This is a genomic window from Enterovibrio sp. FF113, from assembly GCF_041439165.1.
GTDB lineage: Bacteria > Pseudomonadota > Gammaproteobacteria > Enterobacterales > Vibrionaceae > Enterovibrio > Enterovibrio norvegicus_A.
This window is the reverse complement of record NZ_JBGONO010000026.1, coordinates 44,655-59,321: the sequence shown is the minus strand read 5'-3', so window position 1 is coordinate 59,321 and position 14,667 is coordinate 44,655. Positions and strand designations below refer to the sequence as shown.

Annotated in this window: 15 protein-coding genes; 5 read left to right on the top strand and 10 right to left on the bottom strand. The window is 46.9% G+C overall.

Features of this window, described 5'->3' with window-relative positions; all coding sequences use genetic code 11:
- Positions 1-34: 34 nt before the first annotated feature.
- From rseP to rpsB, 8 genes are all read right to left on the bottom strand, one after another.
- A complete protein-coding gene (gene rseP, locus ACED36_RS18545; protein ID WP_016958023.1) occupies positions 35-1,390 on the bottom strand; it encodes a sigma E protease regulator RseP in 1,356 nt (451 codons plus the stop codon).
- Positions 1,387-2,583, bottom strand: a complete 1,197-nt coding sequence (ispC, locus tag ACED36_RS18540) for a 1-deoxy-D-xylulose-5-phosphate reductoisomerase (protein ID WP_016958022.1) — start codon at positions 2,581-2,583, stop codon at positions 1,387-1,389. The genes rseP and ispC overlap by 4 nt, the downstream gene beginning before the upstream one ends.
- Before the next feature lie 66 nt (positions 2,584-2,649).
- On the bottom strand, positions 2,650-3,498 hold the full coding sequence (locus ACED36_RS18535) for a phosphatidate cytidylyltransferase (RefSeq protein WP_016958021.1): 849 nt from the start codon (positions 3,496-3,498) through the stop codon (positions 2,650-2,652).
- 10 nt (positions 3,499-3,508) lie between these two features.
- On the bottom strand, positions 3,509-4,279 hold the full coding sequence (locus ACED36_RS18530) for an isoprenyl transferase (RefSeq protein WP_016958020.1): 771 nt from the start codon (positions 4,277-4,279) through the stop codon (positions 3,509-3,511).
- 75 nt (positions 4,280-4,354) lie between these two features.
- The gene (gene frr / locus ACED36_RS18525) at positions 4,355-4,912 is read right to left on the bottom strand and encodes a ribosome recycling factor (protein ID WP_016958019.1); all 558 of its coding nucleotides are present in this window, start codon (positions 4,910-4,912) and stop codon (positions 4,355-4,357) included.
- Positions 4,913-4,968: 56 nt separating this feature from the next.
- Positions 4,969-5,697, bottom strand: a complete 729-nt coding sequence (gene pyrH, locus ACED36_RS18520; RefSeq protein ID WP_016958018.1) for a UMP kinase — start codon at positions 5,695-5,697, stop codon at positions 4,969-4,971.
- Positions 5,698-5,783: 86 nt separating this feature from the next.
- The gene (tsf, locus tag ACED36_RS18515) at positions 5,784-6,629 is read right to left on the bottom strand and encodes a translation elongation factor Ts (RefSeq protein WP_016958017.1); all 846 of its coding nucleotides are present in this window, start codon (positions 6,627-6,629) and stop codon (positions 5,784-5,786) included.
- 130 nt (positions 6,630-6,759) lie between these two features.
- Positions 6,760-7,488 carry a 30S ribosomal protein S2 gene (gene rpsB, locus ACED36_RS18510; RefSeq protein ID WP_016958016.1) on the bottom strand — a complete coding sequence of 243 codons (729 nt, stop codon included), beginning with the start codon at positions 7,486-7,488 and terminating at the stop codon, positions 6,760-6,762.
- A 319-nt stretch (positions 7,489-7,807) separates the two neighbouring features.
- Here rpsB and map point away from each other — a divergent pair, with 319 nt between their 5' ends.
- The 3 genes from map to ACED36_RS18495 all read left to right on the top strand — a co-directional run bounded on the left by map (position 7,808) and on the right by ACED36_RS18495 (position 11,832).
- Entirely contained in the window at positions 7,808-8,605 is a 798-nt protein-coding gene (map, locus tag ACED36_RS18505; RefSeq protein ID WP_016958014.1) for a type I methionyl aminopeptidase, read from the top strand.
- A 60-nt stretch (positions 8,606-8,665) separates the two neighbouring features.
- Positions 8,666-11,287: a bifunctional uridylyltransferase/uridylyl-removing protein GlnD gene (gene glnD / locus ACED36_RS18500; protein WP_371733668.1), complete on the top strand. Its 2,622-nt coding sequence runs from the start codon at positions 8,666-8,668 to the stop codon at positions 11,285-11,287.
- 167 nt (positions 11,288-11,454) lie between these two features.
- Positions 11,455-11,832 (top strand): DUF3461 family protein, encoded by a 378-nt coding sequence (locus tag ACED36_RS18495; protein WP_016958012.1) that lies wholly within the window; start codon positions 11,455-11,457, stop codon positions 11,830-11,832.
- An 84-nt stretch (positions 11,833-11,916) separates the two neighbouring features.
- On the opposite strand, the gene truC is transcribed toward ACED36_RS18495, so the two are convergent.
- Together truC and ACED36_RS18485 are read right to left on the bottom strand one after the other, a co-directional pair.
- Entirely contained in the window at positions 11,917-12,648 is a 732-nt protein-coding gene (gene truC, locus ACED36_RS18490) for a tRNA pseudouridine(65) synthase TruC (RefSeq protein ID WP_371733667.1), read from the bottom strand.
- A gap of 6 nt (positions 12,649-12,654) precedes the next feature.
- Complete coding sequence (locus ACED36_RS18485; protein ID WP_026023997.1) at positions 12,655-12,981, bottom strand: YqcC family protein; 327 nt, start codon at positions 12,979-12,981, stop codon at positions 12,655-12,657.
- A 176-nt stretch (positions 12,982-13,157) separates the two neighbouring features.
- On the opposite strand from ACED36_RS18485, the gene ACED36_RS18480 reads away from it, so the two are divergent.
- Positions 13,158-14,201 (top strand): DUF3549 family protein, encoded by a 1,044-nt coding sequence (locus tag ACED36_RS18480; protein WP_016959416.1) that lies wholly within the window; start codon positions 13,158-13,160, stop codon positions 14,199-14,201.
- Positions 14,198-14,506 (top strand): DUF3301 domain-containing protein, encoded by a 309-nt coding sequence (locus ACED36_RS18475; protein ID WP_016959415.1) that lies wholly within the window; start codon positions 14,198-14,200, stop codon positions 14,504-14,506. The genes ACED36_RS18480 and ACED36_RS18475 overlap by 4 nt, the downstream gene beginning before the upstream one ends.
- Positions 14,507-14,667 lie beyond the last annotated feature (161 nt).

The following is a 14,667-nucleotide window of genomic DNA, read 5'->3' as shown; positions in this document are numbered from 1 at the left end:
GCTGCTCTGAGTGTTCCTTGCTATACGCTGATTTTTATAGACGGGCAAAATCGTTAAATAATGCCACGCCCATCAGTACCACGATAATGGCTGAACCAACCCGATATCCCATATCCTGTACACGTTCAGAAACAGGGCGGCGTGTTAGGGCTTCTATGCCAAAAAACAACAGGTGCCCGCCGTCAAGAACCGGTAACGGTAACAGGTTAATAATGCCTAAATTCACGCTAATCAGCGCGAGAAAACCGAGAAAGTATACCAGACCGAAGTCTGCGGTCATCCCTGCACCTTTCGCAATTGAGATAGGCCCACTCAAGTTTTTCACAGCCACATCGCCCGTGAACAACTTTTTAATCATTTGTGCAGTTAATACCACAACTTGCCATGTTTTATCTATGGCAGCTGGAATGGCATCCAATGGACCATACTGCAGCGTAAACCGATAAGTCTCTGGCCATTCACCTACTTGTGGGGCAAAGCCAGCATAGCCTACGCGTGTGTCACCGTGCTCTCGAGCATCTGGCGTCAGCGCTAATTCTAACTCACGTCCATCTCGCAGAACAGTCATTGGCAGCGACATCTCTGGGTGGGCGCGAATCACACTTACCACAACATCCCAGCTCTCAATAGGTTGACCGTCGACCGTAAGTAATTTGTCACCTTCACGTAAACCCACACGCTCCGCTGCGCTACCTTCCACCACTTGTGCGATCACATTGGTGATGTCGGGCGTAAACGGGGTAACGCCCAAGGTGCGAAGCGCCGATTCGGATTCAGGGTCGAAGGACCAAGAAGACAAATCCAATGATTTATCGACAGTGTAACCAGCGCTTTCACTTGGCAGCACTGACATCGTCATCTCGTCATCGCCAATGTGCGAGATAAGTTGCAAGTTAACCGACTCCCAATCTGGCGTTTTGATACCAGATACCGCAGTAAGTTCCATGCCACTTTCGATTCCGGCTTGTGCAGCAATAGATTGGGGAGCTACCTCACCAATTACTGGCTTAACCGCCGGTATGCCTATGATCATCACTAACCAATATGCGACGATAGCAAACAGAAAATTAGCCGCAGGCCCTGCGGCCACGATGGCGCTACGCTGCCAAAGAGGACGGTTGTTAAATGCCATTTCTTTTTGATCGGCAGGCACGTCGTCAACGCGCTCATCCAGCATTTTGACATAGCCACCTAACGGGATCATGGCGATGGTGTATTCAGTACCATCTTTGCCAACACGCTGCCAAAGTGCTTTACCAAAGCCAATTGAGAAACGCTCAACTTTAACGCCACATCGTCTCGCTACCCAGAAATGGCCATACTCATGCACGGCAACCAGAATGCCAAGAGCAATAATAAAGAAGAATAAATTCCAGAGGATGCCGCTCATCGTCCCGACCTCGTAATACAATCTTGTGCCATTAAACGCGCCTTAGTATCTATGTCGAGTAGACTTTCCATGTTTGAGGGTTCCTGAAGCTCAGCCCGTTGTAACACAGCATCGTTGATTTCAGCAATCTGCATAAAACCTACGCGACCATTGAGAAATGCGTCCACAGCCACTTCATTCGCAGCGTTAAGCGTTGTCGTTGCAGCCTGCCCAACGTAGCAAGCATCAATCGCGAGCTTCAAACACGGATAGCGGTCAAGATCTGGTTTTAAAAAGGTAAACTCACCAATCTCGCTAAAATCGAGAGGCTTCACACCAGCATCAATTCGTCCAGGATACGCCATAGCATAGGCAATAGGCGTACACATATCTGGGAGTCCCATCTGTGCCATGACTGAACCATCACGGTATTGAACCATAGAATGGATCACTGACTGAGGATGAATAATGACATCGAGTTGATCACGCTTGGCATTGAATAACCAACGTGCCTCGATGTATTCCAATCCCTTGTTCATCATAGTGGCAGAATCAACAGAAATTTTTGGCCCCATCGACCAATTAGGATGTGCAATAGCCTGAGCAGGTGTTACATCGCGTAATGCATTGATATTGGTATAGCGAAAAGGGCCGCCAGAGCCTGTAAGCAAAATTTTACTTACACCTTCAGAGGCAAGATCGCAGATCCCTGGATTAGCTTGAATTGAGGTAGGCAAGCATTGAAAAATGGCATTGTGTTCACTATCAACAGGCAGCAACTGAGCACCATATTGATGAACAGCGTCAATAAAAAACTGCCCTGACATCACCAACGCTTCTTTGTTTGCGAGTAATATACGTTTTCCAGCTTTTACGGCTGCCATCGTTGGCATTAGACCCGCCGCACCAACAACAGCCGCCATGACGGTATCAACATCGTCATGTGAAGCTATCGCGCACAAGCCATCAATGCCACTTAATACTTCCGTTTTGCAGCCTTGATTTTTTAGCGCCAAACGTAATGATTTAGCCGCAACTTCATCTGCCATAGCGGCAAACGTCGGTTTCCACTTAAGACACAGCACAATCATTTCGTTGACATTCGCGTTTGCAGCGAGCGCAAATACTGAATATGCCGAAGGATTCTTTTCAACTACAGCTAACGTACTGGTTCCGATAGAACCCGTTGCACCAAGAATCGTTAAATTATGCATAGAAAACTCTAATCATTGTTTCGCCCAGCCAGAATGCGAATCACCGGCCCAAGGCCGGTGATTCCTTTAAGCCAACCAGAAATACAATACAGTGAAAACTGGAAATGCGGCTGTCAGACTGTCAATTCTATCGAGTATCCCACCATGACCAGGAAGAATACTCCCGCTGTCTTTCACGCCAGCAACACGCTTGAACATGCTTTCAGCTAAATCGCCAAGTACGGAGGCAAACGAAGTCACCAGCGCAACGAGGCCAAGCATGGGAAGTGAAGAGAACGGAATTGAAAAATATTGCGCTGCACCAATAGTGACAGCAACAGAAGCAATCAAACCACCAATGAGACCTTCAACCGTTTTGTTAGGACTCACAGACGGTGCCATCTTGCGCTTACCGAAGCGCTTTCCTGCAAAGTAAGCCCCCGTATCTGCAGACCACACGAGCAAACACACGATTAATACCAGTTTGGCACCAAGATAAGGCTCAAGCTCATAGTGGTATGCTCGCAGTAACAGTACGCTCCATAAAAATGGTAGCAAGGTTAATACGCCAAAGCCTTGTTGCAGTGCAGCATTGTTAGCCCACCAACTCGCTCCTTTGGGATATTTCAATACCATGCCCGTTGCGAGTAGCCACCAAAGTGCACCCACTAACGCAACAGCGCCACCATTAAACCAAGATATATCCAACCCGTTTCCTGTCACTGGCAACAAGAACGCAGAACCAAGAAGGACAATAGCAGGTAAAGCAAACGCTCCTACACGAGAAGACGATGCGACAAATTTAGTCCATTCCCAGTGACCAAGCAGGGTAACGCTGGCCACGGCAATAATGAAAAGTTGAAACGGCAAAAAAAAGATACCTGCGATAACTAATGGCGCTAACACAGAAGCCGTTAAGACACGTTGTTTCAGCAAACGAAACCCTCTATTTTTCTACTTGTAACATGGCCTTAACTTGCTCACCGGTGCAGCCAAAACGGCGCTCGCGGTTGATAAACCAAGCAATGGCTTCAGTAAGACTGGTCTCATCGAAGTCGGGCCAAAACTGTTCAGTAAAATACAGCTCTGCATAAGCTGCCTGCCACAACATAAAATTACTGATGCGACATTCTCCACTGGTTCGAATCATCAAGTCCACATCTGGCAAGCTCGATGTTGTCAAATGTGCTTGGATGTCAGCTTCTGTCAGTTGATCGGCTAGAATTTCTCCTCGCTCAACCTGACCAGCCAGCTTTTGTACCGATTGAAAAATATCCCATTGCCCGCCGTAATTGGCAGCAATATTCAATGTTAGCCCTGAATTGCTTTCCGTCAGTGCTTCAGCTGCAGCAATCTTATCCTGCAATGACTTGCTGAATCGCGATGTATCGCCGATTACCTTGAGCCTTACGCCATTTTTATGAAGGCGTTTCACTTCACGTCCCAGAACCGTGACAAATAGCTCCATCAGTAGGCTGACTTCTTCTTCTGGACGTCGCCAGTTTTCACTGCTGAATGCAAACAGGGTTAACACTTGAATGCCGAGGCGATTGGCAGTAGAAACCGTCTTTCGAACAGCATCAACACCGGCTTTGTGCCCAAACATTCGGGCTTTGCCTCGTGCTTTTGCCCAACGGCCATTCCCGTCCATAATGACGGCAATATGTTTTGGAAGCAGACTAGGATCTATCTCTAGATAGGAAGATTGGGAGCTCATCATTATCCTTCGCAATTAAAAAGCGCTGTACTGCTAGCACAGCGCTTTGGCAATGGAATCAGAGTGTAGCCGGAATTAGACTTCCATCAACTCTTTTTCTTTCGCTTCAAGAATCACGTCAATATCTTTAACGGCAGCATCTGTCAGCTTCTGAATATCGTCTTGACCGCGACGCTCGTCATCTTCTGAGATGTCTTTGTCTTTCAACAGGCCTTTAAGATCACTGTTGGCGTCACGACGAATATTACGTACAGCCACACGGCCTTGCTCAGCTTCAGCGCGAACGATCTTAACCAGATCACGACGACGCTCTTCTGTCAACGGAGGCAATGGAACGCGGATAACCGCACCAGCTGACATTGGGTTTAAACCCAGGCTAGATGTCATGATTGCTTTTTCAACAGCTTGAATTACTGATCTATCAAAAACAGTAATCGCCAATGTACGTGCATCTTCAGCAACAATAGAAGCCAATTGCTTCAACGGTGTTGATGCGCCGTAATAGTCAACTGACAGACCATCAAGTAGTGCAGGATGCGCACGACCTGTACGGATTTTAGACAGAGTACTCTTCAGCGCTTCAACGCTTTTTTGCATGCGTTCTTTTGCATCTGCGTTAATTTCATTGATCACGAGATTATCCTTGAAGATTCTTTTTTCTAATTAGCGGATTATGCCACTAATTTTGATTAACCGTTATTAATTAGTGTGCCTTCTTGCTCACCCATCACAACTCGGCGCAAAGCACCTGGCTTATTCATGTTAAATACACGCATCGGCATCTTGTGATCACGTGCCAAAGTGAAGGCAGCTAAGTCCATCACTTTCAATTCTTTTTCTAGCACGTCTTGGTAAGTGAGGTGGCTGTAAAGCTCCGCATCTGGGTTTTTCGCTGGATCATCGGTAAATACACCATCAACCTTGGTGGCTTTGATCACGATGTCTGACTCGATTTCAATACCGCGCAAACACGCCGCTGAGTCAGTAGTGAAGAATGGATTACCGGTACCTGCAGAGAAAATTACCACGCGACCATTGCGAAGCTGGCTAATAGCTTCAGCCCAGTTGTAGCTGTCACACACACCCTGCAGAGGGATTGCTGACATTACTCTTGCATTCACATAGGCACGGTGTAACGCATCACGCATCGCCAGACCGTTCATCACAGTGGCCAGCATACCCATGTGGTCACCCACAACCCGGTTCATACCTGCTTCGGCAAGACCTGCTCCACGGAATAGATTGCCACCGCCGATAACCAAGCCAACTTGGACACCTAGTTCAACCAGTTCTTTGATTTCTTGAGCCATACGGTCAAGCACAGCGGGATCGATACCGAACCCTTCCTTTCCTTGCAGCGCTTCGCCGCTCAATTTAAGCAAAATTCGTTGATAAGCTGGTTTTGGGTTTGTAGTCATTATCACTACCTTTAGGCACTTGCGTCTACGGATGGGATTGTAAAAAGACCGCAGGATTCTGCGGTCTTTTGGGTTCTGAAAAAGGATTAACCTTTTTGAACTGCAGCTACTTCATCTGCGAAGCTCATTTCTGGAGCTTTCTCGATACCTTCACCTACTTCTAGGCGAACGAAGTTAGAAACTGATGCGCCTTTCTCTTTCAAGAATTCGCCAACAGATTTCTTAGGTTCCATGATGAATGGTTGACCCGTTAGAGAAACTTCACCGGTGAATTTCTTCATGCGGCCAACAACCATTTTCTCAGCGATTTCTTGAGGCTTGCCTTCATTCATCGCGATTTCAACTTGGATTTGTTGTTCTTTCGCTACTACGTCAGCGGGTACGTCAGATGGGTTAACGTATTCTGGTTTAGAAGCAGCAACGTGCATAGCAACGTGCTTAAGAACTTCTGCGTCGCCTTCACCAGCAACAACAACACCAATACGCTCGCCGTGACGGTAAGAAGCGATTGATACGCCTTCAACGTAGTTAACACGACGGATAGAGATGTTTTCACCGATCTTAGTTACTAGAGCGATACGTGCATCTTCAAATTGCGCTTGCAGTTCTTCTACAGTCGCTTTAGAAGCTAGAGCCGCGTCTGCAACTTCGTTTGCAAATGCAGTGAAGCTGCTGTCTTTAGCAACGAAGTCAGTTTGGCAGTTAACTTCAACAAGAGCTGCAACACCGTCAGCATCTTTGATGATGATAGTGCCTTCGGCTGCGATGTTACCTGCTTTCTTAGCAGCTTTCGCAGCGCCACTTTTGCGCATGTTTTCGATTGCTAGTTCGATGTCGCCGTTGCTTTCAACAAGCGCCTTCTTACATTCCATCATACCTGCGGCAGTACGCTCACGCAGTTCTTTAACCAGGGCAGCGGTAACAGTTGCCATTGTTCAATCCTCGATTCGAAACTTTTGGGTAAAAATCAGGGGCCATATATTGGCCCCTGCTAACCTACTTAGCTTACAGTGCCGTTCATGACAGCCTGATGGCTAAGAACGCTCACAAGGAGCAATTGTATTACTCAGCGACTTCAACTAGCTCGTCTTCAGCTTGAGCTACGATGTCCTGGCTACGGCCTTCAGAGTAAGACTGAGCTGCAGCGTTCAGGTACAGTTGAACTGCACGGATTGCATCGTCGTTACCTGGGATAACCAAATCAACGCCATCCGGGTCAGAGTTGGTATCAACTACCGCGTACACTGGGATACCCAGGTTGTTTGCTTCTTTAATAGCAATGTGCTCGTGATCAGCATCGATAACGAACAGTGCGTCTGGAAGACCACCCATGTTTTTGATACCACCCAGAGATTTTTCAAGTTTCTCCATTTCGCGGGTACGCATCAGGGCTTCTTTCTTAGTCAGCTTCTCAAAAGTACCGTCAGTTGCTTGAACTTCTAGCTCTTTAAGGCGCTTGATTGACAGACGAACAGTTTTCCAGTTAGTCAACATACCGCCTAACCAGCGGTTGTTCACGAAGTACTGGTCACAGCTTTCTGCTGCTGTTTTAACAGATTCGCTAGCGGCACGCTTAGTACCAACGAAAAGTACTTTACCTTTACGCTCACCAACTTTAGTCAGTTCGCCAAGTACTTTGTTGAACATTGGTACAGTTTTTTCTAGGTTAATGATATGAACCTTGTTACGTGCACCAAAGATGAAAGGCTTCATCTTAGGGTTCCAGTAACGGGTTTGGTGACCAAAGTGAACACCAGCTTTAAGCATGTCGCGCATTGAAACAGTAGCCATTTAAAAATCCTCTCGGGGTTAGGCCTCCACATATCCCATACAGCCGACCCGCAAAGGGCACCCCGGCGCATGTGTCGATATGTGTGTGAGTTAAGTTAATTGTATTGTTGAAACCACCAACATAGAACCTGAAATTCAGATTAACCAAGAAGGCGCATTTCGGCGCGCTTTATACCATAAAAACGCCCCTCAAATCCAGTATAAAAAAACATCTCGTCTAACGAGTAAGGTTTCCACAAGGCGATGCGATTGATAATATGTAGCGATAGCATTCCATTCCTCCTTTGTTTTATCGAAGGGAGCTAACTGAGAGAAAGCAATGAGCGTCACTATAAAATCAGCTGAAGAAATCGAAAAAATGCGTGAGGCCGGCCGCCTTGCTGCTGACGTGCTAGAGATGATCGAACCGCATGTAAAAGCAGGCGTTACCACTGAAGAGTTGGACGACATTTGCCACAAATACATCACGGAAACGCAAAACGCGATCCCAGCACCGCTCAACTATCATGGCTTTCCTAAATCAATATGTACGTCCATAAACCATGTGGTATGTCATGGTATTCCGACACCATCAGATGTGTTGAAAGATGGCGACATCATCAACATTGATATCACGGTTATCAAAGATGGTTATCATGGCGACACATCAAAGATGTTTTTGGTCGGTGACGTCACCGCTGAAGACAAAGCTCTTTGTCACGTTGCTCAAGAAAGCCTCTACCAAGCGCTGAAGAAAGTGAAGCCGGGCGCACGAATTGGTGACCTTGGCACTGAAATTCAGAAATTCATCAAAAACCGTCCTAAGCGTTACTCTATCGTTAAAGATTACTGTGGCCATGGTATTGGCGCCGAATTTCACGAAGAGCCGCAGGTCGTTCACTACAAGAACAGCGATCGCACAGTGATTAAGGCTGGGATGTGCTTCACTATCGAGCCAATGATTAACGCCGGAAAATTCAACACTGAATTGGACGACAATGATGGCTGGACTGTCTATACCGCCGATAAGAAAAAATCGGCACAATGGGAACACACCATTTTGGTCACGGATACCGGATGTGAAATTCTCACTCTGCGCAGTGACGAAAAACTGCCACGCATTTTGAATAACGCATAAGCTTCAAAAATGTCGGCCTAAGCGCCGACTTTTTTATTTTGGCAAGATTCAAGGAAGATAATGAACGACGTGTTGTGCGAACCATCAGACCTGACAGCGGAGCAACTCAACCTCGCTGAACTTAAAAACCAATTGGTGCTTTTCGGTGAAGACCAAAAAAACACGTTTTTGAATCGCGGGTCGGTGAACGATTTGGTTTATCAGCGCTCGGATTATTTTGACGCCTTGTTGTCACGCCTTTGGCAACACTACAACTTTGACCATCATCCAAACCTTTCCCTTATCGCCGTTGGCGGATATGGACGCCGAGAGCTTCACCCCCTATCGGACATTGATTTGTTGGTCTTAAGTGAAGGGGGGCTTGATAAAGATTATCAAGGTCGCATCAGCGAATTTATCACCTTGCTTTGGGATCTCAAGCTCGAAGTCGGCCATGCAGTGCGAACACTCAAAGAATGTATCGACGTCGGTTTGGATGATCTGACGGTGGCCACCAACCTTCAAGAAGCGCGTCTACTTTGTGGCAGCGAACGTATTTATCACGAACTGAAAACCCAGATCCATTCCGAACACTTTTGGCCAAGTGCGAAATTCTTCAATGCGAAAGTGATAGAGCAAAAACAGCGTCATGCCCGTTATCATGATACGGCTTATAACCTCGAACCTGATATCAAATCCAGTCCGGGTGGGCTTCGTGACATCCACACACTAAGTTGGATTGCTCGCCGTCATTTCGGCGCCACCAGTCTACGTGAAATGAGCAAATATGGCTTTCTGACTGATGCTGAATTTCGTGAGCTTGACGAGTGTCAAACCATGCTCTGGCGCATTCGCTTTGCCCTTCACCTTGAGCTACGACGTTACGATAACCGCCTCACGTTTTCTCACCAACCCTCAGTGGCCGAAACACTGGGTTATCAAGGTGACGGCAACCGAGGTATAGAACTCATGATGAAGGACTTCTACCGCACGCTGGGAAGAGTGTCTGAACTCAATAAAATGCTGATCCGCTTATTCGAAATAGCGATAGAAGACGAACCTAACAGCAAAAAAATAGAAATATTAAGTGATGACTTTCAGCGTCGAGGCCGCCAAATTGAAGCGCGGAAACCCGCCCTGTTTCAAGCTCGACCAGAGAGCATCATGGATATGTTCCTGCACATTGCGAATGACAAATCCATCGAGTCGATTTCCGCACCGACGCTTCGCCAACTTCGTACCGCACGTCGTCGTCTGAATCGCTTTTTGTGTGACATCCCAGAAGCCAAAGAAAAATTTATTGAGCTGACCCGTCATACCAATGCCCTGCACAAAGCTTTCCCACTCATGCATAAACATGGGGTGTTGTCTGCTTACCTACCGCAATGGAGTCAAATTGTCGGTCAGATGCAATTTGACCTGTTCCACGCCTATACCGTGGACGAGCACACGGTTCGCTTGTTAAAGCACATCAACGGATACAGCCAAGACGAGAACCGCGACAAGCACCCTATTTGTTGTGATGTATATAATCGCTTGGCAAAACCGGAGCTTTTGTTACTTGCCGCCATTTTTCATGACATAGGCAAAGGCCGCGGCGGCGACCATTCTGTTATAGGTGCAGAAGAAGCGTATGGCTTCTGTATTGAACACGGTTTTTCACGCCCAGAAGCCAATTTAGTGAGCTGGTTAGTGGGGAATCACCTTCTCATGTCAGTGACGGCTCAACGCCGTGATATCTATGACCCAGAAGTCATCACAGAATTTGCGCAAAAAGTACGGGATGAAGAGCGACTCGATTACCTAATCTGCCTTACCGTGGCGGACATTAACGCCACCAATCCAGAGCTTTGGAATAGTTGGAAGCGTACCCTGCTGGCCGAACTTTACTATTCAACGCAAAAAGCGCTGCGCCGCGGATTAGAAAACCCGCCAGATGTGCGTGAACGCATCCGTCACAATCAACATCTCGCGTCTGCACTGCTACGTAAACACGGTCACACGCCACGAGAGATTGAGCTGTTGTGGCAGCGTTTCAAAGCCGATTATTTTCTACGCCATACTCACAAGCAAATCGCTTGGCACAGTGAACATATTTTGCATCACCATAGCAATGAACCATTGGTACTGGTAAGCAAAAACGCCACCCGCGGCGGCACCGAGATTTTTGTGTATAGCGAAGATAGACCCAGCCTTTTTGCACGAGTAGTGGCATCGCTAGATAAGAAAAACCTTAGTGTCCATGACGCACAAATCATGACCAGTAAAGATGGCTTCGCGCTCGATACTTTTATGGTACTCGACGCTAACAACGACGCGATTTCTGCAGATCGTCACGAAAAAATTCGCGAAGGCGTCACGCTTGCATTAATGCAAGACGGTGCGATTACTATTCCGGTGCGTCGCGCACCGCGCAAACTGATGGCATTCAATGTAAAAACCCAAGTGACCTTCTTGCCGACTCGCACAGGTAGACGCACCTTACTTGAATTGGTTGCTTTAGATATGCCTGGATTACTCGCTCGTGTCGGTGCGGTATTTGCTCGCCAAAAGGTGTCATTGCAAGCGGCCAAAATCACTACGATTGGCGAACGTGCAGAGGATTTCTTCATCGTCACTGATGGTGAAAGACAAGCATTGACCGAAGAAACACAGCAGGCATTAAGAGAAGCCTTATTTGATGCGCTGAGTGATGTGAGTTAAGCGCACATGAAACTGGATTTATTCTCATATTCAGCATTTTAGGCGATCTCGACCACAAGTCTCAGACATTGATCATTCCTGCTATTGGGTGTACCTAAACGCTGCTGCTAAAGTGGTATGAATCGAGCGAAAAAATTCATGTTCAGTGTGTACGTAAAGAGGCAGTTATGTATCAGAATCTAAAGAATATCGGTATCGAACATCCAGAAAACATCGAGCGCTATACCCTCCGTCAGGAGGCGAACTCAGACACACTGAAGATCTACTTTCATAAAACGAAAGGCGAACTTTTTGCCAAAAGCGTCAAATTTAAATACCCACGCCAGCGTAAGAATGTGGTCGTAGACAGCGGAAGCGGTCGCTTCCGTGAAGTCACCGAGATCAACCGCAGCTTATCTCTGGTGGTTGATGAGCTAGATAAAATCGTCAGAAAAGAACAAGGCGAACAAGATGTGAAGAAGAAAATCCTGCGAGACCTTCGCCACTTAGAGAAAGTCGTTGCAAGCAAGATCGCAGAGATTGAATCAGATCTAGAGAAGCTGTAGACGTTTCGAGTTTCGCGCAAGATACCTAAAAAAACCGCCATTTCAGGCGGTTTTTAGGTTTAACAACCATGCGTTAGTTTCTTTTTAAAGTCTATTGCCTAACCCCAAACCTTCTAGCACTCTGCGCCAAACCGGATCGATCGACGCTTCAATGACAACGTCGTCACCCGTCACTGGATGTTCAAACTTCGTGCGTGATGCATGAAGCAGGAGTTGATGGCACTCAAATTCGTCACGGAACAATCTGTTGTGCCTGCCATCACCATGATTCACATCACCAACGATATGGTGGCTCAAGTGATGCATATGACGACGAAGTTGATGTTTGCGTCCTGTGTGTGGCTTCATTTCCACCAAGGTATACCGACAACTTTGGTAACGTCCCATCGCAATCGGTAACTCCGCGTGTGCAATGGGCTGATATTCAGTAATCGCTTCTTTCGCTTCTGGTTCTTTTGTTGCTTTTTTATCGGCAATTTTATCCAACTCTTCTTTGAGTGGATAATCCAGGGTCGCCCCTTCTTGTATCCAACCACGCACAATCGCATGGTACGTTTTGTGAATATCGCGACCGGCAAATTTTGGCATCATTTGCGACGCAATCTCAGAAGACAAAGCAAACAAAAGCACCCCCGATGTCGGTCGGTCTAATCGATGGAGTGGATAAACATGTTGCCCAATTTGATCGCGAAGGGTTTGCATCACAAACCGGGTTTCGCCTTTGTCCAACCAAGAGCGATGCACAAGCATCCCTGAAGGTTTATTCACGGCAATCAGCCATTCATCACGGTAGATAATTTCAAGTTCAATTTGCATAAATGATCACTGCGAAGAAAGAGAAAAAAGGGCATCAATATCGATGGACACGCGCGTAATTTCCTCGTGACCTTGCGCACCTTGAAGTGCCTCTTCTACATAAGGAGAGATAGAAAACGAAACGGGAAGTGGATGCATATGCTCAATAAAAAACTGCATTTTAGGAATGAAAATCCATTGTAACCACTCGGTACATGTCAGGGTATCAATCGCAAACGGCTCCGTGCTCGCCAACGCTTCGACAGAGGGAGAAGCAACTTGCCAGTGGCCATTGCGCTCAAGTTCTCGCTGCAACTGTGCGAGTAGCACCTCAACGTCTTGGTGTTTACTCATAAAATTGCCCTCTTCTTTGGCAACATGGGTTGAAATTTCAATATCGCGCAAGCATATCATCATTCATCACATGCAGTGAAAAGGCCGATAGCCATTCCCACCAACATTCAGGCAGGGATGGATAATGAACGCCTTTCGCTCTCCGCCAACGACGGCCAGGTTATTTAGAAGTTATCATGGAAAATACGCTTTCTCTCAACGCCATTTTCAGTCAGGCAAACTGTGAATTTTTGGCTTTTGACCTTAGCCGACGCGTTACTGAAATCAGTAACAAAGACTTCACTGCCATTGAAGAAAATCGCGTTGCGTACCCGTTTCCTGCTCAGCAGCATGCGCACATGGGTATCGCATTCTGGCAACCCAATCAAACACCTTGGATTTGGTTTTTGAAAATGCCACTAGATGAACGAGGACTCCTGCAACAAGCCGCACTGGGCAATTTTATCCAGTATGTTGCGCAAGCAATGGGCGCGAGTTTCGATAAAACGCTGACAGAAGAAGAGCAAGAAAAACTGGCGGCCAATCCCTACACGTTCAAGCCACAAGATGACAAGAAAGCGATGTTCCATGCTTTCTTAACGGACAAGTTACAACAGCCTGCTAGCCAATATTATGATCATGCCCAGCACTATATGTCAGGCGAGTTAGGATGGGATAAATGGCAAGGCGTTGGCTTGCAAGGGCTTGCTGATCTTAGCGTGAGAATGGAACGCCATAACAACGCGACGCGCATTCGCAAAGCCATGAGCAATATGCCAGACACACCTAAATACGCCCTGCTTGGCTGTTTAGAACATTGTGATATTCCTGACGCATTGGCTGAAAGGATTGAAGAATGCATGGATACGATTTTGGCTGCTGGCAACGCCGATCTGTTTCTGCTTGCCGCGCATGTTCGAGCGTTAGCGGGGGCCTCTCCAGAAAAATGTCAATCGGTCATTGAGCGCATGCTTGCCATCCCCGCGCTGCGACACCGCGAGATGTTAATCGCTATTGCTGGGCGATGCTGGCAGTCTCTGGCCAACGATACTTTGTTAGACGCCTTCCTTATTGCCGTAGCAGAACAAAGCGATCAGGCTTTTTTCCAACAAATGGTTGCTGATCTCGTCATGATCCCATCACTTCGTCCTCAAGTACTGGCTTTATTGCACGGCAGTGCGTCAACTGAGCTAATGAATGCGGTTCAACACTTGCAAGAACACGTCAAGGCATCATCATGATTGCAGATTTATTTTGGATCATCCTTATCGCGGTTGTTGCTAGTCTCTTCTGGCAGCAACGCCGTCAAAGCGAACTAGCAAAGCAATATATCCAACGTCGATGTCAGCAAATTAACGTGCAACTGCTGTCCATTGCGCGCGGCAACCATACGTTCGGCTGGCCTAAAGGCCCACTAAATGTACAAACTCGATACTATTTCGAATTTTCGGTTAATGGATTGGATTGCTATCAAGGCTATGCGGTAATGCAAGGAATGCGCTTGCAGGAAGTGTACATGCCTGCCTATCCAATGGTTGAAGAGTAAATTGATAGTTTGAGTTTCGAGAGAGCTTTGCCACTACACGTGAAAAATCAAGCTCTCGCTTTTTCCTTCTCATATATCGCAACTGCTTTACTTTTTACTCTTCTAAAACAAGAACGGGCACGACTTTCGTCGTGCCCTGAGGTCTTACTTGCAGCTATCCT

Coding starts and splice junctions, on each gene's coding strand:
- rseP (WP_016958023.1), bottom strand. CDS start 1,390: ATGAGCGGCATCCTCTGGAATTTATTCTTCTTTATTATTGCTCTTGGC.
- ispC (WP_016958022.1), bottom strand. CDS start 2,583: ATGCATAATTTAACGATTCTTGGTGCAACGGGTTCTATCGGAACCAGT.
- ACED36_RS18530 (WP_016958020.1), bottom strand. CDS start 4,279: ATGAGCTCCCAATCTTCCTATCTAGAGATAGATCCTAGTCTGCTTCCA.
- pyrH (WP_016958018.1), bottom strand. CDS start 5,697: ATGACTACAAACCCAAAACCAGCTTATCAACGAATTTTGCTTAAATTG.
- tsf (WP_016958017.1), bottom strand. CDS start 6,629: ATGGCAACTGTTACCGCTGCCCTGGTTAAAGAACTGCGTGAGCGTACT.
- rpsB (WP_016958016.1), bottom strand. CDS start 7,488: ATGGCTACTGTTTCAATGCGCGACATGCTTAAAGCTGGTGTTCACTTT.
- map (WP_016958014.1), top strand. CDS start 7,808: ATGAGCGTCACTATAAAATCAGCTGAAGAAATCGAAAAAATGCGTGAG.
- glnD (WP_371733668.1), top strand. CDS start 8,666: ATGAACGACGTGTTGTGCGAACCATCAGACCTGACAGCGGAGCAACTC.
- ACED36_RS18495 (WP_016958012.1), top strand. CDS start 11,455: ATGTATCAGAATCTAAAGAATATCGGTATCGAACATCCAGAAAACATC.
- truC (WP_371733667.1), bottom strand. CDS start 12,648: ATGCAAATTGAACTTGAAATTATCTACCGTGATGAATGGCTGATTGCC.
- ACED36_RS18485 (WP_026023997.1), bottom strand. CDS start 12,981: ATGAGTAAACACCAAGACGTTGAGGTGCTACTCGCACAGTTGCAGCGA.
- ACED36_RS18480 (WP_016959416.1), top strand. CDS start 13,158: ATGGAAAATACGCTTTCTCTCAACGCCATTTTCAGTCAGGCAAACTGT.
- ACED36_RS18475 (WP_016959415.1), top strand. CDS start 14,198: ATGATTGCAGATTTATTTTGGATCATCCTTATCGCGGTTGTTGCTAGT.